The organism is Candidatus Deferrimicrobiaceae bacterium (assembly GCA_036504035.1).
In the GTDB taxonomy this organism is placed as follows: domain Bacteria; phylum Desulfobacterota; class Deferrimicrobia; order Deferrimicrobiales; family Deferrimicrobiaceae; genus JANXPS01.
Window position 1 is genome coordinate 148,493 of the sequence record DASXVV010000013.1, and the last position, 19,038, is coordinate 167,530.

General features: G+C 46.2%; 19 protein-coding genes. All 19 read right to left on the reverse strand.

Translation table 11 applies throughout. The features are described 5' to 3' along the window. Positions 1-29: 29 nt before the first annotated feature. Positions 30-302: an archaeosortase/exosortase family protein gene (locus VGK27_11785; protein ID HEY3490784.1), complete on the reverse strand. Its 273-nt coding sequence runs from the start codon at positions 300-302 to the stop codon at positions 30-32. 111 nt (positions 303-413) lie between these two features. Then, positions 414-1,403, reverse strand: coding sequence for an NAD(+) synthase (nadE, locus tag VGK27_11790; protein ID HEY3490785.1), 990 nt, complete (start codon positions 1,401-1,403; stop codon positions 414-416). A gap of 322 nt (positions 1,404-1,725) precedes the next feature. Next, a complete protein-coding gene (locus VGK27_11795; protein HEY3490786.1) occupies positions 1,726-2,016 on the reverse strand; it encodes a transposase in 291 nt (96 codons plus the stop codon). Positions 2,017-2,023: 7 nt separating this feature from the next. Then, a complete protein-coding gene (locus VGK27_11800) occupies positions 2,024-2,275 on the reverse strand; it encodes a transposase (protein ID HEY3490787.1) in 252 nt (83 codons plus the stop codon). A 2-nt stretch (positions 2,276-2,277) separates the two neighbouring features. Beyond that, complete coding sequence (locus tag VGK27_11805; GenBank protein HEY3490788.1) at positions 2,278-2,622, reverse strand: DUF4372 domain-containing protein; 345 nt, start codon at positions 2,620-2,622, stop codon at positions 2,278-2,280. A 266-nt stretch (positions 2,623-2,888) separates the two neighbouring features. Then, positions 2,889-4,457, reverse strand: a complete 1,569-nt coding sequence (locus VGK27_11810) for an AMP-binding protein (GenBank protein ID HEY3490789.1) — start codon at positions 4,455-4,457, stop codon at positions 2,889-2,891. A gap of 294 nt (positions 4,458-4,751) precedes the next feature. Continuing rightward, positions 4,752-5,006, reverse strand: a complete 255-nt coding sequence (locus VGK27_11815) for an acyl carrier protein (protein ID HEY3490790.1) — start codon at positions 5,004-5,006, stop codon at positions 4,752-4,754. Next, positions 4,996-5,718, reverse strand: coding sequence for a CatB-related O-acetyltransferase (locus VGK27_11820; protein HEY3490791.1), 723 nt, complete (start codon positions 5,716-5,718; stop codon positions 4,996-4,998). The genes VGK27_11815 and VGK27_11820 overlap by 11 nt, the downstream gene beginning before the upstream one ends. Beyond that, positions 5,705-7,702: an asparagine synthase (glutamine-hydrolyzing) gene (asnB, locus tag VGK27_11825; protein ID HEY3490792.1), complete on the reverse strand. Its 1,998-nt coding sequence runs from the start codon at positions 7,700-7,702 to the stop codon at positions 5,705-5,707. The genes VGK27_11820 and asnB overlap by 14 nt, the downstream gene beginning before the upstream one ends. 4 nt (positions 7,703-7,706) lie before the next feature. Next, the gene (locus VGK27_11830) at positions 7,707-8,357 is read right to left on the reverse strand and encodes a CatB-related O-acetyltransferase (GenBank protein ID HEY3490793.1); all 651 of its coding nucleotides are present in this window, start codon (positions 8,355-8,357) and stop codon (positions 7,707-7,709) included. Next, positions 8,344-10,416: a hypothetical protein gene (locus tag VGK27_11835; protein ID HEY3490794.1), complete on the reverse strand. Its 2,073-nt coding sequence runs from the start codon at positions 10,414-10,416 to the stop codon at positions 8,344-8,346. Before VGK27_11835 ends, VGK27_11830 begins: the two co-directional genes overlap by 14 nt. 2 nt (positions 10,417-10,418) lie before the next feature. Continuing rightward, positions 10,419-11,729 (reverse strand): hypothetical protein, encoded by a 1,311-nt coding sequence (locus VGK27_11840; protein HEY3490795.1) that lies wholly within the window; start codon positions 11,727-11,729, stop codon positions 10,419-10,421. A 109-nt stretch (positions 11,730-11,838) separates the two neighbouring features. Next, a complete protein-coding gene (locus VGK27_11845) occupies positions 11,839-13,233 on the reverse strand; it encodes a hypothetical protein (GenBank protein ID HEY3490796.1) in 1,395 nt (464 codons plus the stop codon). A gap of 167 nt (positions 13,234-13,400) precedes the next feature. Next, positions 13,401-14,594 carry a glycosyltransferase family 4 protein gene (locus VGK27_11850; protein HEY3490797.1) on the reverse strand — a complete coding sequence of 398 codons (1,194 nt, stop codon included), beginning with the start codon at positions 14,592-14,594 and terminating at the stop codon, positions 13,401-13,403. Next, positions 14,591-15,496, reverse strand: coding sequence for a glycosyltransferase (locus VGK27_11855; GenBank protein ID HEY3490798.1), 906 nt, complete (start codon positions 15,494-15,496; stop codon positions 14,591-14,593). Before VGK27_11855 ends, VGK27_11850 begins: the two co-directional genes overlap by 4 nt. Then, a complete protein-coding gene (locus VGK27_11860) occupies positions 15,493-16,047 on the reverse strand; it encodes a hypothetical protein (protein HEY3490799.1) in 555 nt (184 codons plus the stop codon). The genes VGK27_11855 and VGK27_11860 overlap by 4 nt, the downstream gene beginning before the upstream one ends. A 116-nt stretch (positions 16,048-16,163) precedes the next feature. After that, positions 16,164-17,129 (reverse strand): glycosyltransferase family 2 protein, encoded by a 966-nt coding sequence (locus VGK27_11865; protein ID HEY3490800.1) that lies wholly within the window; start codon positions 17,127-17,129, stop codon positions 16,164-16,166. Continuing rightward, a complete protein-coding gene (locus VGK27_11870; protein ID HEY3490801.1) occupies positions 17,126-18,286 on the reverse strand; it encodes a GNAT family N-acetyltransferase in 1,161 nt (386 codons plus the stop codon). Before VGK27_11870 ends, VGK27_11865 begins: the two co-directional genes overlap by 4 nt. Then, a complete protein-coding gene (locus VGK27_11875; GenBank protein ID HEY3490802.1) occupies positions 18,229-19,038 on the reverse strand; it encodes a polysaccharide deacetylase family protein in 810 nt (269 codons plus the stop codon). Before VGK27_11875 ends, VGK27_11870 begins: the two co-directional genes overlap by 58 nt.

A 19,038-nucleotide genomic window follows, 5' to 3' on the forward strand; every position in this document is an offset into this window, starting at 1 on the left:
CCGCAGTGACGGTCAAAGTGATGACCCGGCTAATCAGGCGGTGCCTCGCTTCGGCGCAGCGCCGACAATACGCAACCCAGCAGCAACATAGCGACGAGGAAAAACACGACCCCGCCCCGGTGGTGCAGATTTCCGGTCATGAACCCAGGATCGACATGAATGCTCAACAGCGACAGCCCCACGATCCGGACGGCGTTCATGAAGATAGTGATCGGGAATACTACCACCGCCAGAGCAACCTTCTGCCATCCCGACTTGAGGAGAAGATGTTCGCTAGGACGCTCAGAAATAATTGGACCCATATGTCTTCCATTCAAGTAATTAGTTGTCCCTGATATACCCGTTTCATGCGGTTGCCAAAGCCGCCTCCGTTGTGCATGTTCCCCTTACCCACTTAAAACCCGGAAGAGACACTAGATGTTTTCTATTAGTATTGGGGATAAATGAATGGGAATAGAAGATTTCCTTTTAGCAATAATATCTTGGATTGCATATATTACTTGTTCTTTTGTTATATTTGAGGCAAAAGCTATTTCTTCTGCAGTTTTATTATTGTTTAGGCCCCATAGAATTATATCCAGCTTTTGATATGGAAGCACGAAATAAAATTCATCTTGACTTTGCTTCATACTGTATGTATCGGTAGTAGGTATGGTGTCACAGATTGTTTCTGGTAAACCGAGTGCTCGTCCGAGTAGATATACTTGGCTTTTGTATAAATGAGCAATGGGTTTGATGTCGGCAGATCCATCGCCGTTTTTTACGAAAAAGCCCTGATCGTATTCTAGGCGATTCGGAGTCCCGATTACCGCATAATTCATGCGGTCGGCGTAGTAATATTCATAGGTTTTTCTTACGCGTTGCTTGTAATTCGTTGCAGAAACCAGGTGCAAGTACTCTTTTATCGGGAGGCGTTTTTCCATCGTATCGCCCGTATTTGTTTCCACAACAATTATGAAGTGATTCAAGCGGTTTTCTTTGTACTCATTGCGATTTAGAACTATTTTATACTTCCATGACTTGTTGTAATCTGGAAATAAGCTCGCCACCACGTTGTCTCTCAGGTTGTAGCATCCAAATGCTTCTAAAACTGGTGTAATGTTTATTACTTCATAGTTTATATTAAGGTGTTTGCAAACAATTTCGCCTAATATCATGCTGTTTGGAGACGAATCTGACTCCGGCAGCAATAAACCATATACATTATCTCTCCCAAATGCTTCAACGGTTAGTGCTGCACATACGGAACTATCAATGCCGCCGGAAATTGCAACAACAGCACCTTTTTTCTTTAAAACTTTATGTACGGAATCTTTTAATATGGAGATAATTTGAGTTATGACTTCGTCTGGCTTAATATCCAGCCAAGGGTGAATGTGATTATTGGTAAAAATTGGGACCATTTATGTCCACCTCGATTTAATGCGGACTACGAAAAAGTTATTGAATACCACTGCTGTTCAAGTTAACCTGAACTCAACGATTCGCCCCGCGTATAAAAAGGGGTTTTAGACGAAAAATGGCCCATATCGAATCCAGGTTTACATCGTTTCACCCGATGCTGTCCAAATCAGCGCCCCAACAGCGCTGGCTGTTCCCCGCCCGGTTGCAGCGGTGGGGTTTCGAACGGATCGTCCAGCCAGGTCCACAAGTCCCTGTAGGTGAACAGGTTATACCGGAGCAACGCCAGAGGTTGGAGAGCAACTAGGCGATCCGCGACCGGAACTACAGGTACTTCAGCAGCAGGATCGCGATCAATGCTGTCCAAATCTGGATTTTGAGCGCGTTGGCGTTTGTCCCCACGAACTTCTTGACCTTCAGGTTCTGCTTGATCGTCTTGAAGAAGATCTCAATCTGCCAGCGATCCTTGTAGATCGCAGCGACCGTCACCGAGGCGAGTTTCATGTTGTTGGTAAGCAGGACGATCGTCCGCTTGTTTTCGGCATCCCACACCTCGACCCGGCGCAGCCGGTGAGGGCACTTCTTTTGAGCGGCTGCGCCATCCCGTTCGATGATCTGGTCTTCAAGAACAAGAACCGCGCACCTGAACGGCGTGCTCCTCGACGACGTGGCAGAGAGCGTTGTCTTTCAGGCGAGTAACGAAGAATACGCCTTGCTCCGCGAAGAAGCCGTAGTCGTTGTATCCGCGGTCCATGGCAACGATGGAACCTGACGGGAGCGACAAGTCCTTGGCCATCTTGACTTCGTGGACGTTTCCTTTCGTGATGTGGGCGAAGACCGGCAGGTACCCCTCGTGATCCAGGAGCAGGTGCAACCTCACCGCTCCCTTGGCCAGAGGCTTACAGATCGAAAGTATCTGGAAAAGAGCTTCTGGTAAAGCGTCCACGACCTGTGTTCATTGGCGTACGCCAGGGTCGAACGGTGCGGCGCTTCCGAAATATCCAGATGCTTGAGCTTGTCCAGGCAACTGGCCAACCCGCCGCAGATCTCCCGCAGCGATTTGGCCTGCCCCACCTGGCAAAAGAGCCTCGACACGAATTGACCACAGCAGGAATAGCCCTTGGCGTCCCGTTCGGCGCCCGTTTCTTTGACGATGGCGTAAAATTCGCTCTTCGGGACGACGTGTAAAATCTGGCCGAACATGCGGATAGACTTGTTCATCGCAGGGGGCCCCTTAGAGGGGCCGGAACCAATACTCTACCCAAAAGGGATTCCCTGCTCATGAACGTCGTAAACCTCACCTCAACCCCGAAAACCTATATTAGGCATGTCTGAGGGGACATACATTTTTATATTAATCCCTAACGGGTAGAATTCCCCGCGACTCGCTGCGCTTCCGGCGGTTTGCGGTCTTGGTTTAGATACCTCATGGCTTGCCCCGAGACAGTTCATTAGTTATTCGATTATACATTGAATATTAAAAAGTGCTAAGAAGTTAATTCTATTTCCCTTAATTGTCTCACTGATATTTTTCCGCTTTCAGTTTTAGGTAGAGACTTCATTATTTTTACATGTTTTGGTACACATATTGTTTCCAGATTATCTTTGCAGTAGTTGATGATGTCTATTTCATTTATATTGATCCCTTCCTCTAGGGAAACATACGCTTTTGCGATGGTACCCCAAATCGGGTCATCAACTCCGATTACTGCCGCTTCTAATATACCGTCAATACTATACAATACATTTTCTATCTCTTTTGGGCTAACCTTCTCTCCTTTAATCTTTAAGATGTTGTCACTTCTACCGAGAAAGTATAGATATCCATCGGTATCTATTTTGAAAATATCTCCTGTATGAAGTTGCATTTCCCACGGGTATGGTCCTGGTTTTAAGTATTTCTCGGTTTCTTCTGGATTATTCCAATACCCCTTCATGACATTGGCCCCTCGTACAACTAGTTCACCTACACCTTCTCTATTAGTGATCCGTTTGTTGTTATCATCAATTAAATAAACTTCCTCGTTTGGCATCCCTTTTCCGACAGAGTTTGGTTTTTTGTCGATGTCGTCCGGATGAAGAAAAGTGACGCGCTTGCATTCTGTGAGTCCGTACATAGAATAGATTTTTGCGTTCGGGCATAGAGTACGGAGGCGTTGGATATGAGCCGGGCTTAATGCCGCAGCGGTATTGGTGATGTATCGAATCGTTCTCAGTTTTTGGCTATCTGGAAATTTTAAGCTTAGAAGGATGGAAAATATTGTGGGTACCCCAGGGAAACCTGTGACGCCTTCGGTTTCGATCAAATCTAAAACCGAGGCGGGGTACCCAAATCTTTGTTCAAGTATTAGCCTGCCGCCTATTTTAAAGGACATGAGGAGTTGATATAGCCCGTAATCAAATGAAAGAGGTAAAAAGTTTATGATGATGTCATCCTGATTGTTTTCAAGATATTCGGTTATCGAATTTGCTGCAGTTATCATGTTTAAATGGGTCAGGATAACTCCTTTGGGAAACCCGGTTGATCCAGAGGTATACATAATAGAGGCCATATCAATATCTATATTATCCGGTTTGAGATAATTCGATCCATGTTTATTGATCAATTCATGGTAATTCAAATACGATCTGTTATTGTCAGGTGAATAGTCTAGATCAATGTCGCCAGTTACGATTGATAGATGTAAACTTGGAACACGTATAGATCTTTCGATATCCAAATTATCTGTATTGGTGATGAGAGCGGTAGCGCCGCAATCATTCAAGATAAATTCGAGTTTGTCCTTTTTTGTTACCCCATTAATTAATACAAATATAGCATCTGCCTTGAGTACTCCAAAGATGCTGATAGCGTTTTCGACTGAATTGTCGAGATATATTCCAACCCTGTCTCCTCTTTTGATGCCATTCGACTTCAAGCCACAGGCTAAATTCTCGGCGTATTGATTAATAGTTTTGTAAGATAACCTTTGTTGTCCACAAACAAGTCCGATTTTATCAGGGGTATGAATTGCACTTCTTTCTAAAAATTCCTGAATCAGAATTTCTCGTTTCATCCCTAAATCTCCTGTTGTGGAATGGCTTAGAGATCACATGCCCGTCGAATTTTACCAGTTATCGTTTTTGGAATATGATCAGTATAGCGTATTTGATTGATCAATTTCTTTTAAGGGAATTCGCCCTCCGGTCTTGGTGACATAGCGGAGGTAATGAAAAGGATAATTCCTTAAGTTCGAATTATGCGCACAATTGGAAACATAAAAGTATTTTAAATAAATAATCCGAATATAATTCGATATCTTCAATGACTCTGTTTATTATATTTGTTTCATTTGCGATAATTCGAAATATCAAAACCGTGGCTTTGTCTTACTGGATATAAATCGTTCGATATTGGCGATTGAATCAAGGTTTTCTGGGATTAGTTCTGTATCTTCAATGGAAATATCGAAACGTTCCTCAATAAATGCCACAACTTCTAAAATTCCTGTTGAGTCTAGAATCCCGTTTTCCAATAAGGAACATTTCTCATTGATAGTATGTTCTATGTTGCCAAAGAGAATATTATTGTAAATAAAATTAGATATTTCGTCTTTAATGTTCACAATATTTACCTTTTAATTTGATTTCGTGTAATAGCGGATGGCTCGTCGTACCATTTCTTATAGACTTGACCATATGATTCATATGCATTGCAATCTCATCGATCGATAATTCCCACCATCGACTTTCCAGCACCAATTTACGTATTTCCTCAGGAAAACGATATCGTATGATGCGTGCCGGATTTCCAGCAACAATAGCAAAATCTGGAACATCCTTTGTAACGACGGATGATGCTCCAATCACGGCTCCGATTCCGACATGAGTACAACCTGAAGTGATCACAGCTCGCTCACCAATCCAAGCATCGTGTCCGATCTCCATATTCCCGGTTCCAATCGTGTCCTCCTTTACAAAACCAAGATATTTATTGTAGAAAAAGGGATGCATCGAAAGACGATCCATCGGGTGGTTACGAAGAAAAATGCGAACGCCGCCTCCAATTGAAACATACCTTCCAACCGTTACTCCGTTCGGGAAAGAGCCTGGGTTCAGACACTCTCCGTAACTATAGGCGCCGACCTGAATTCCATGATATTTTTTTAATATCATCCGTAAGGACCGGGAATGGAAACGACCTCCCTCAAGCCGGAAGGCAATTGAAAGGGAGAGTTTCCGTAAGCGTCGATACTTGTAAATCCAGAGCAAAAGCGGCCCACATGTCGAACTTCGAAGACCATAATGTTGTTTGTCAGTAAAATCAGTTTTTGACATTTGATCTGTCCTTGCCATGTGATTGGTAGCGAATCGTCTTGGTCCGTTCGGATGGAATTTCGTCGTTTGACTGAAAATGGTTGATGAATCGATCGATCAGTATTTGAGTTGACAATATTCCTATTAAAGATGAATTATCCTTGAATCCAAGAACTTTTGATGTTCGGCATTTGTCTACGAGCTTGCTCACCATATCCGGATTGAAAATGCCTCCCTTTGCAATGGCGAATTTCGAGAGAAATTCATCAATTATCCCGTTCCCGGGATCTTCGAAAAAGGATTTCGCGTCCGGAGCCCGGTAGGGCTGCTTGATCAGGTTCCTGGTGGTCGCGGGAAGAATGTCGGCCATCGCGCGGCGCAGGATATATTTTTCCCGTAACCCTCGCATTCGCAAATTCGGGGGAACCCTGAAACCGAATTCGACTATTCGATGGTCCAAGAACGGGAAGCGGCCTTCAACGGAATTGGCCATCAACATTCGATCTCCTTGGGAAGAGAGAAGATAACTAGGAAGGAAAGTCTGTAATTCGATCCTTTGTGACACAGAGAGGGGGTCGGATGGAATGGTTTTCCCGAGTAGAATCTCGATTCGCTTTTCGGGGAATGGTTCTCGGATGCATCGTCGAAATTCCGGCATGAAGAAGTTCTTCGAAAGAGCGGTCAGATTCCAGCGATTTGCATGGGAATCAAATGTTGCCCCGAAAGGATCAGGTTGGGCATTAAAGAAATATTGCGCAATGGACAGGTGGCGCGTCGGAGAATTCCGCAAATACGGATACAGTCTGCGAATCAAGCTTGATCTGGATTTTGATTGCGGTGATTTCCTTATGAACCTTCTGATCTTTGCTTCCTTGAAAAGGTCGTAGCCTGCAAGCACTTCATCCGCCCCCTCCCCTGTCAGCGCCACTTTATAATTGTTCTTACGCAATAATTTCGCCAGAAGAAATATTGGTGCAGGGGCAGTTCTCAAAATCGGAACTTCGGTGTGCCATACTATTTCACGAAATATGTCGGAGATGCTCCCCAATTTGCAGTTTACTTCGGCGTGTATAGATCGTAAATACTCGGTCATCTGTCGTTGTTTATCTGTTTCGTCAAACTCCGGGTCCTGAAACGAAATGGAAAATGTATGAATGTCATTGGGTGTATAGTGACTGACTATGCTAGCAATAACAGAAGAATCAAGTCCACCGCTTAAAAATACTCCGACGGGGACATCCGCTTGAAGCTGAAGACGGACCGAATCCACCATTAAATCGCGCAATTGTTCAGCGTAGTCATCGACAGAAAAAGCTCCGGGCAAGTCGGTTTCCTCGGGGAGATTCCAATATTTTACCAGGCGAGTTCCTGCTGAGGTTACCGTCATGTAGTGCGCAGGAGGGATCTCCAGAACATCTTGAAAAGCACTATTCGGAGAGAGTGGAAACCAAAAAGTGAATATATCGTCGATTGCTATTGGATTGATCTTCCTATTTGTAGCAGGATGAGCAAATATTGCTTTTATTTCTGAACCGAATACAAATGATGTGCCGAAATTCATATAATATAGCGGCCTGATCCCAAATCGGTCGCGAGCAAGAAACAGTTCCTTCTTTAATTGATCCCATATTGCGAATGCAAATTGGCCATTGAGATCGGTTACGGTCGCCGCGCCTTTATCTTCATAAAGATGCAGTATTACTTCCGTGTCGGATTTAGTTCGAAAATGATGTCCGTTTTCGACCAGTTTATTTCGAAGATCCAGATAATTAAAGATCTCGCCATTGAACACGATCCAGAACCTTCCATCCAAAGTACACATCGGTTGCTGCCCCGTCTCGAGATCGATGATGCTGAGACGGGCATGCGCCAATCCGATTTCCGGGGCTACGAACGTACCGAATTCGTCAGGTCCACGATGTCGAATCTGAAACAGCATACGACGAAGGATGCCTTCGTCGGGAAGCTCTTTGTTTGGAGCGTAAATTCCAGCGATTCCACACATCGATCTAACGGTCTCCCGGGATGGACGGGGAGGATGATCCTCGTATGAAATTCTGAAACTCCTTCATTTCCGATTTCAGTTCGTCAATGTCTTTATCCCACCAGCAACCGGACAGAAGTTCCTCGATCACCTCAGGAGAAAATCGGTATCGAACGATGCGTGCCGGGTTCCCGACCACGACTGCGTATGGAGGAATATCCTTGTTAATCACAGCTCCAGCGCCGATCACGGCACCATGACCGATCGACTTCACATTCGGGTGAATAATGGCGGAGTGTCCAATCCAGACATCGCTTCCAATGACGAGCGGGGTATAGGAAATTTCGTCAAGTTCGCAGTATTTCAATTTTGGGTTGAAAAAAAAAGCGTGGGTCGATTTGTATCCGAGAGGGTGGTTCCGGTTCATCGCAGTGGCGGTCATAGCGATTGAACAATATCGCCCGATCGTGGTGAACCGGTCAAATTTGCCGGGGACAAAACATCCTCCATGGGTGTACATCCCGATCTTGACCTGATGATAGGAAGAATATATATCACGGAGAGTCTGTGAGTAATACTCACCACCTTCTATTCGACAAATCAAGTTTTTTATCCATCCCCGACGACGCATGTTATTTTTACTATACAAGTAAAAAAGAAGTTTATTTAGCTTCATAGGCTTTTGCCTTATGTTTTATAATTGTCAGAAACACAACAATGACAATAATGGAAAGGGCCGATATTATCAGGGCGATCGATAACTTGAAGTGAGAGGGTTTGTAAATTAATCGAATGAAAAATGCGCCGACTAGATTTCTGGAGACTACAAGATCGCGGAAGTCGGAAGCGTATCGAAGAATCGCGATCCGTATGCCCTGCCTCGAGGTGGGAAAAACATCAGTCACGAAATCGTTTGCGAATTCCAATCGGACCTGTCGTTGTTGGTGTGGTAATATTTCGACAATCAATTCAATACATCCTTTCGTGATGCAGAAGGGATAATTGACATTATCGACAGTCATCCGATATATTCCCGTTGAATCGTCATGGATCTTTATAATGTGGTAACGATGCAGAGAATTATCTGTGTTATTTAATGTAATATCGGGTGATAACGCGGCAATATCATAGTCGCCATCAGCTCTCATCCGTTGGATGTAAAGATATCTTGAAATTTCCCCGAGACTTGACCACCGGATTTCAGGTGCCAACTTGTTAACGAAGTTCGCTGTGTGATTGAACCTGCCGATTCCATTTTCGAAATAATCTTGGTGGCTGTAAAATATCAATGGGTTTTCTAAAAATAATTCAATCGCGACAATTCTCGGGTCGGTCCAACCCACCGAAAAAGGGCCCTCCTGGTCAGCCAAATTCGCAGAAATATCCTCGATCGGGGGATGCCTCCGGATAGAGGGGAAAGATCCCGCTGTGGGAATCCATGCACGCAAGATGTCGGACGTGCTGGAGGAACGATCGTGTCCCAGAGGCTGGTTGTAGACATTAAATGTCGACAGTAAATTGTATTTTTGAAGGAGGCCGAGGGTTTCTCTGGATGCGATCCCGTGGGGGAAAACCATGACGCGATCATATGAAATCCCGATCCGTTTTCGCATTGATTCCATCCGGGCAATCGCCTGCTGGATATTGAACTCCTCTCGCGCAAGTCGTACCGATTTTTCTGAATTCGACTCATCCCCTTTCATGCCGAATTCGCGATGATCATGATTGTTGCCGTGGATGCAAAGGGAAAACCGATCCGATCTTTGCTTGAAAATAGAAATAACATCTTCTTGGTTTCGTTCGTAATTCCAAGGGACAAAAGCAATCGTGGTGTGAAATCCAGCACTGTCCATCTCGCGGAGGAGTCGATGATAATTAAGATGACCATACGGTTCGATCAACCATGGATCGTCGATGGTAAAGTTTGCTAATTTCCGCGGAGCACACCAGACACGTTCTGGAAGCGATGATTTGATAAAGAGGAGAAACGGGGCAAGTTCGATAAATCGTTGTACGAAAAGCTCCTGACGTCCTTTTGGGGGCAGGGTTGGTTTTAATCTGGAGTCAACAAGAGCGAATAGATCAAGATTTCCAATGCGTGTAAACCCCATGAATAAGGAGGGAGGCGTTGTCCTTCCTTCGGTGGAGATTCCCAAGATCATCTCTAGATTCCTGGAAATTCCGGGAACCAACCGAATGGCTGCATCGGATAAAACCGGGATTGAGCAGCCCGAAAGTGGTCCGACTCGTTTACCTTGAAACACAAGTATTTCACTTTTAGGCGTCTTTTTAATCGACCGGTTGAACTCGGAGGCGAAGATTGTATTTCCGGATGCCAACTGAAGCACGTCGTTATCGCCGGCTGGGGATATTCGAGCAATCATCAAAGAGGACAGTCGTTTCTGTAGGCGGCGAAATATCGCCTTTGAATCGGCGGTATCCTGATTGGGAAGTAATGATTGGGTAATAATGGCAACCGATATCCTGGAAGAAACGATCTCGCATTCGATTGATCGATAGTTATTGCAAGTCTCCGCGCGTGGCCATTCCACCGTTACTCCTAAATAATCAGAGGCGTCTTTTATCGTCAGAAATAATTTATTATCACCTTGGTCGTTATGGTTTCCGATGAAGATGATATCGGAAGCGTGGCTGGATACAACCGGCAAAAAGATAAGCAGAAACAAAAGAAACCGGAATATTTTCAGCAAAATACGGTCATGGGCGATCGGCATGTTTATGCCGTCGCGTTTATGCTTAAATTGAGATCGCTGACCCGAGACAGAACTCCGAGAAATACATACCAGACAATCAACATTTGCCCAAAATAGGAAACTCCCATGAACGACACCGTATGGGCAAAAAGAGAGGCTCCAAGGGCCCAATAAAATCGCTTAGTGTTCTCTTCCAATTGGACGGACCGGATGGAATTCCCGATCGTCCGAAAACATCTTGAGAGCAGGATAACGAAAAAGATCAGGGGGAGAAGCCCGCCGGTCACAGCGACAAGGACAAATTGGTTGGTGATGTCCTGGAGCCCCCATCCCCAATACGCCATATTACTGGAACCGCAAAACCACCATTCGCCAATTCTTCGGATGGTCTGGTCGAGCAACATGAAGCGATGGTAGCCAGTTGAGCCTCCTACAATCGTCAAGCGCCAAATGATTGCCCAAACCGGATCCTTCATGACCAACTGAAGTCCGATGAGGGCAATGATCATGGCCCAGCGGATCGTTCGCATCCTGGACCGCATTTCCCACAGCATCAACCCGCCTCCGGCAGCCAGCAACGTCAGAAGTGGGCCGCTGGAAGATGATGTGAAAGTAATTACGATACTGGAAATCACGCCGAACATCACATAGGGGGTATAACGGGCCCCTTTATGTCGCAAAGCAAAAAACAAGGGGAATAGCGAGGCGCCGAATGTGCCGGCAAGAATTGCGTGAGAAAAAGCAGCTTGCGAACGAAGTCTCCCCTCTCGAATCTCGCTAAACTCAGGTACTCCTCCCAATACGGAGAAGAAATTTCGTCCGGTAATTTGTTCAACAGTCATAAATATAGCCATAGGGATAATAATGATTGCAACGGATGAAATCAAATCAGCGATATCCTGTTCACTTTCAATGAATATTTTAGTGAGAAAATATATTCCAAAAGCGTCAAACGCAAATCCCGATCTATTGATAAAAGAACCTAAAGTCTTTAATTGGATTGTATACATTACCACGGTGGACAATATATAGTATATAAATACCCGGTCAATAGAATTCAAGTGAACGGAACGAGTTTCGCTGCGTAACAAAACTCTTAAAAAGCCAAATATAATCATTAGTCGATACATGTCGAAATCAAGACCGGCAATCATGATTCGTTGGTTGGAGGTGATATAGCAAGCCACCAGCAGAATGGGAATCAATGCCTTGCGACGTGGAAGCACAAGAAGGAATAACCCGGCAATGAGCGTCAGACTGAAGGCGCCTGCGTCGATGACCGTTTCCTTGGATCTCTTGAAATCGAGATATCGGACGCTGGTGTCAGTCTTCATTGGGGTCCAAGACGATGGGGAGGAGGGGGAAAACGGCGGTCGTCCTTATTTCTCGAAGCCTAATCCCGGAGCAGGACGGATTTTCCGCCCCGCTCCGGTAGAATAACGATTAAGGGGTAATCGCGATTGCAAAGGGACTCAGGGGGCGTTTCGTGATCAATTCGTAGGCCCCTCGTTGCCAAACTCCGTACCCTCCCCGAATTTTGCCGAACATGTCCTCATTAAACGGTGAGGGAAGCGGGATCCCTGTTTTCGTAGATTTCTTTAGAGTAAATATTTTAGCGGATAGATTTTCAAATACATCCGGGGTGCCAATCTCGATGTTAGGTTCGGATTGGGTACCAGTTGGCGGATTCGAATTGTAGTACCAGTTAAATCCACGAAGTTGCCCGGAACCGATCGTAAAGTTAGCGTTGTTGTAAAAGAGATTGTTATATACAATGCTTGTATTGTCTACGCCCTCACCATAAATGTTGGCCCAACTAACCCCGCACTGGTTGCTGGTCCCGATATTTTGATTTACAATAGTATTATTATAAACATGCATACTATGTACTGATGTATTGTCATTACTAGTAGACCCGATGGTTCGTGGGCTCGTGCTGTATCGGTCCGAGTTGTCAGTATAGATCAAATTCCCATAGATATCGAAGTTGTAAAAATCGTTGTTCAGCGCTTGGATAACACCCGTACCCATGATTTCATGGAATACATTGTAGCGAACCGTGACGTCGTGAACAAGGGAGCGGGGAGTGTAAAGGGAACCAAACTGGATCCCCTGCATATGAGGGCGCCCCACCCCGACATTATGGTTGTGGTGGATCGCATTTCGTTCGATGGTGCAGTTGCTTGCGCCTGCGATAAGGATCAGCATTCGGCTCGCGTTGTGAATGTTGCAATTCGATATCGTGATATTGTCGTTGGTCCCGTCGCCATTCAGGTAAAAAGCATCCTGCGAAAGCGTAACATCATACTGCCCGATATCCTCGCCGCAATGTTCCATTTCGACGTGTGTAATCGTGATGTTGCTGGCACCTGCCGCGACTTGCAGCAATTTCGAACTTATGCCGCACGCTGTAGTCGTGATTTTGATTCCATGACCGGTCTCCTCTGAACCGGTTTGACCATCAATGATCCAATTAGAGGTCGTAATGTACACCATCGCACCGGTCGTTGTTCCTTCGAAGCTTGCCACTCCGGTTCCGTACGTATCAATCCAGCCGTTATCGATCCCGTGGTCGGCCGGGATGGCTTTTTTGATTGTGATCGAAAGAGAGCCGGAAACCGGCGTAGTGAAACGAGTTTCAGGATAAGTGCCGTCCGCAAGGTAATAAGTGTCCCCTCGAATCAGCAACGTCGGAATCGACGGATAGGCATTCACCCAATCGTTTCCATTATTGTTTCCGGTCGCCCCGGGACGGATATAGTGGTACGCGGCCCAACCGCTCCCTGAACCGGAAAGAAGCAACAGAGCCAACAAGCATGAAATCAGAATTTTGCGCACAAATCTCCCTCCAAATGCATGTATCGTATCCCAAGTAACACACAGCAAAACTCATTCCCGTTGCCCGAAACGGCCAAGTCATCGATATATTGTGAGTTTTTGTGGGTCGGATCCTAACGGATTACAAAAACATCAAGAATGTGAATCTCTGTTGCTGTCGGATTACACTATTGTGTCTCAAGATGGGTAGGCCCGACTAATTGCTTTACTAGATCTATATACACCTTTTTTTGATTTTTCCATTGGCAAGAATAATATATTTCTTGGCTATTCATCTGAACCTGATCCCGATATGAACGATTTGAGTATATATTCAATATTGTTTTAGCCAGATTTTCTGGATTGCCTGGATCAAAATAAAATATTTCGTTTTCCTTGAAGTAATCCTGTATACCTCTAGTCCTTGGGACGACAACAGGTTTGCCCTTGCTTAAGTATTCAAATATTCGTGTTGGAAAATTCAGGTCCGTAAATACATTTTTGTTGTTTGGAATAATCCCAATATCAACCTCTTCAATTGCAGAAGCAATCTTTTCTAACGACACACGCCCGTGCACTTGGACGATCTTCTGGAGGCCCAACTCATTGATTCGTTCCATAAACTTTTGGTAATATGAATCCCCGTCCCCGAAGACGTGGAACCGTATATTGGGGATCGCTTTCTGCAACTGTTTTATCGCATCCAGCGCCACTCCTAGCCCATGTCGTTCGACAATTGTCCCATGGTACATTAAAACAAAGTGTTGGCCCTCTTTTTTTTTCCCCGTGGAAGAGTATTGCGAATCAAAAATAGATTCTTGCGGGGAATTCATTACGATCTGTATTTTTGCTTCAGGGCAACCACGATTTAGAAAAAGATTCTTGAACGCAATATTTGGAGTCAATATGCGATCCGCAAATGAGATACTCTTTTTCTCAAGATACTTCAAGAATCTAATGAAATAATCCTCTCGTTTCATCCCGTATTTTGCCATGTATACCTCGGGCATGGGATCATGAAGATCGAGAATTATTTTTGATCCTGTCAGCTTCGGAACAAGAGCGGTAAACACCAAGATATCGGGCATATTATGCACATGAACCAGGCGATATCGATATTTAATGTGGAGAGCAGCAAGCTTGACGGAAGACATCAGAATAAAGCGAACATATTCCGATATATAACTGAGTTTTCTCCCACGCTTGCGCTGAATGTCAAGTCGATGGACGATGATATTCCGGAACGACTCGACAGGGGATTCCCCCTCCCCTCTCAAGCAGATGACATGGACTTCCCCGCCCTCGTCGGCTAGCGCTTCGGCTTCCCTGCGCACCCGCGGGTCGGAGGGATAATGCGAGAAGACCACCATGGCCGTCTTCATTTCTGGGCCTCCTCTCTACGGGTGAAACTCCGGAGAGCTTCCGACAAGATCCTGCCTTGCTCTTGCCGCAGCATCCTGATGAAATCAGAATCGACGACTGCGCGATCCCGTTTGATCTTTGAGAGCAGGTATCCGGAAAGGATCGCGATCGCTCCGAACAGAACCGGTTTTTCCTGAATCCGTCGGAAACATTTGGCCAAAAGGAAAAGGGGGGCTGTGCCCATGATGCTCTCCTTGACCCCAGACAGAAATCGTCCCCGGAGTGCGCTTCCCTTATGTAGACCGACACGGCGATGGTGATAGATTTCAAGCTCCTTGAAAGTCTGGACTTCCCACCCTTGGTGACGTGCGATCACTTGAGCGACCCACTCCTCTCCCCCGAGCTTGTAAGGATTCAATCCTCCCACATCCTCGAAGCATCGCCTGCGAAACAATTGTACAGCCCCGGCCACAGCATGCTCGGCGTTGATGCGTCGCTGGAATCGATCCCCATGCATCTCGAGAATGTCCCCGCCGGCGATTCCAAGCCGATCGTTGGATCCGAACTTCTCGAGAATCCTTTCAAGATAATCCGGGCCAAAGGTCACATCCGCATCCAGGTTCCCGATGAAATCAAAATGCATTTCATGGACTCTTTTTACCCCCACTTGAAAGGCCCGAACTTTTGCACCGAAATTTCGGGCGTCATGAGAATCGTTCCTCATGAGTTCGATGAACGCGTGTCTTGCGGAATATTTCCGTACGATGTCTTCGGTGGAATCGGTAGAGCCGTCACTCACGATGATCCATTTGACCGGGAGTACGGCCTGGGAAAGCACACTCAAGATCGTTCTCTCGATATAGCCCCCTTCGTTTCGGGCCGGCGTGATGAGAACGACGGAAGGTTGCGTCACGGAAGTCATCGGGCAGGAAGGTTCGAGTCGATCCCTTTCAGGGATTCGGGATCAAACCAGGTGACCACCACCCTGTTGGAACGTTCGGTTTTTTTGGCTACGCCCAGGACGACATTGTTTAGTTTGGACGTGGAGCGTTGCATCGCAATGTTCCATTTTTTTACAACGTAGTAAGCTCTTTCGACTCCCTGGGTCGATACATTGGAAAACACGAAATTCATGAAAATCGGAAATAACCCTTTCCCCCGGAACAGTTCATTGGTCCCACCATCAAACACATACAAGTCTTTCCCTGTTAGCGGAAAATAAAAAGGCTCAACTGTTTTTTGACGCGTCGTCCAAAGAAATGAAACCATTTGTCCCTCGAATCGCATGACCCATAAGAGGGCACCGATGTTGAACCGTTCCGCTGCCTGACCAAGAAACTCGGACTTGCCGATGTTCTCATAAAATTGGTTCAATTCGTCCGTTCGGAGTCCTTCGAGGTCTATTACGGATCGAATCTCGATCGAATCAGGAATCTTTTGCTCCGCCAAGGAACAACTGGACAGGTCGAACATATATATGATCCCTTGATTCTGAAAAAGAAACCGAAGTAAAATTTCTTTAAGTTTCCGGGACGTATCCACGATCCCGTGCTTCCGGCAATACCGCCGGATTCTTCTGAACCAGGACATCATTTGCTCCCCGTAGTTCCGTAGCACCAAAGCCATGAGAGAACATCAATGCATCCCCTGATCTGGTCTGAAGTCCTGGTTCTCTGTCCTGGATAAATCAGATAAAAGAGGGAAGCCTTGGACAGCTTGATGAATTGTCGAAGATAAGTGATGTAGACAAAGATTTTACGGCAATATTTCCCGTGGTGTTTTTCCCAATACGTCATCTTGGATTTGTACCATTCCTTGTAGAACCGAGACGGTTCCTGGTTGGAACTGGAGCGACCATAATGAATTGCCTCGGATTCCGAAAAGAACGCGACTAGGTAGCCCGCCTTATGAAAACGTCGGGCCCAGTCAATTTCTTCGCTGTAGATGAAGTAATCCTCGTCCAACAGGCCGACCCGATCCAGTGCTTCGCGTTGTACCATCATAAAGGCTCCGGTTAACGCGTCTACCATCTTTACTTCGTCATGTTTGAAGTAGCTCATGTGTTCGCCGTTGAACCAAGAAATTTCCGGGAATATTTTCCATAAGTTTAATGTCATGCACAAGTAATTCCATAAAGAGGGAAACCGGCGACAAGACATTTGATATGTTCGATCCTTGTTCAGCAATTTCGGTCCGGCCAGACCAACTTGCGGATTTTGGTCCATGAAGGCGATCATTTTTTTCAGGCAATTTTTTTGTGCCACGATATCCGAATTTACCAACGCGACGTATCGACCTTTACTTCGCCGAATCCCCACATTGTTCCCGCGCGCGAAACCGAGATTCTCCTGTTGGCGAAGGAGAATGCAACCCTGAATCCCCGCCGATACGGCATCCGCCGATCCGTCAGAAGAACCGTTGTCGACGACGATCACTTCGCAGATGCCCTGTTCCATGTCCTCTTGAAAGGATTCGAGGCATTCCATAAGCAAATTGCGCGTATTCCAGTTGACGATGATGACGGAGACGTCAGGCGTATTGTGAGTATCTTTCATGTGGATTGCCGATTTGCCGATCTTGACCGGATTGATTTCAGGATTCGCATCATGTTCCGAAACCGATCCGCCCCCCGAACGACCATCAGGCTAAGGGGATCCAGACAGTGCTCGAATTGGCCCACGAACCGAATATCCAAGCCGGCTTTGCCTGCCAATCCTTTCTTGTACATATAAGTGCCAGGGTTCCGGTCCGGGTCGATGCCGCCAAGATCAAGATATTGAATTCCGCTTTCCTTCAGCCGGGCCATCATTTGCCAGCTAAGCATAAAAGCGGCATAAGTTTCCATCCCCTGTTTCCCCGTCGCCCTGAGAAGGGTCAGGCCGGTGTCGCCAACCGCCGACCAGATGATCGAAGCCACCGGCTGCCCGCACACTTCAGCAACGATGATCCGGAGCTTGCTTTGTTCATCGAGATCGTTTTGAATCCTTCGAAATTCGTTGACATCCACAAATTCGGTGAATTGTTTCCGTTCGTGCATTTCCTGATACACTTGCATGAATTTTACGAACATCTCGTCTGAAGTGCCTTCCATTATATGAAGATCTTGTTTTTCCGCTCGATTCAGCTTGTTTTTCCAGTCTTTCCGTAAGCCCTGTCGTAATTCTTCAAGAGATGGGGACAGATCCAGCAACAGAGTCCGATACGGATTTACTGAAATATTGCCTTTTAATCCTTCCGCTTCAAGCATCGAAATGGCGCCGGACGTAAGCTCCTCGGACAAACATGGAACCAATCTCAAGAACAAAGACCGATTCCCGGAATATTCTCTAATTATGGCCTTGATCGCGGCGCGCAATGCTGCCAACTGATACGGATATCCCTGCTTTTTCCAAAGCGGTCCCCGAAACGCATAAGCAATCCCTCGTTCGAGGCCTGGGATCTTGACAATCCGCAACTGAACCGCTGCAACAGTTTCCTCGTTTGATTTGACAAGCAGGTGGCTAAAATTTCGTTCACCCCATCGAATGGACCCGTATGACCAAGACTGGTATATGTTGTTGTCGGAGAATCCCCGGACGAGCCGGGACCAATCCGATTTTCCGATTCGATCAATTTCGATCGCGTATTCTGCGCGATCCAATGTCGTATTCCTGGTCAGGATCTGCCCAAATTCCGGATCGTTTTTTTTATGGAAAAAACCGCCGGGAGCCACCGGTAAGCTCCGGATGCCTTCATGCGAAACTCGAAGGGCCAATCCGTGGGCTCCACGGCAACACGACCCAAGGGAACACCGAGACGATTCTTCGTTTCCAAGGTGGGATCTATCCCGAACATGATCTTGTAACCCGCCGAAACAGCCGTTGATAGATGCTCGCTCGAATAGGCACCATGCGGAAAGCTGATCGTGTCGACCGGCGCTTCCAGTATCTTTTCGAGTACTTGCTTGGACTCGATGATTTCAGATGTGGCGCCTTCCAGGGAAAGAGTCAACAGGTTGGAGTGAGAAACGCAATGTGAGCCGATCTCCACAAGTCCATCTTGGGAGATCTTACGGATCTCCTGCGGAGTCATGACCGATTCTCCGGCTTCGGCCCGACTGCTCCCCTTTAGCCAGCCGGCCGCTTTCCCGATGTGCCCGGTGGGGACGAACAGAGCGATCGGGATATTTCTAGCTCTTGTCTCTGGCAGGACATTCCGGCTGACCGAGGTAAAACCATCGTCGAAAGTCACTAGGACGTGGTGCTTTCCTGGCTCTGGACGATTCAGATTCTGGATGGAAATCGGATGGAATGAACGGGCCAGAGATTCCATTTGTCGCGAAAACATGGAGCGTTGTGCGTCTGGAACGGAATGATAATATAAAATCACGATACTAAAGGAATGGTTTCGTCTTCCGATGATCTTTACGAGTCGATCATACAAATAAACTAAAACGCTGATATTATATTTAATGAGCCGTTTCAT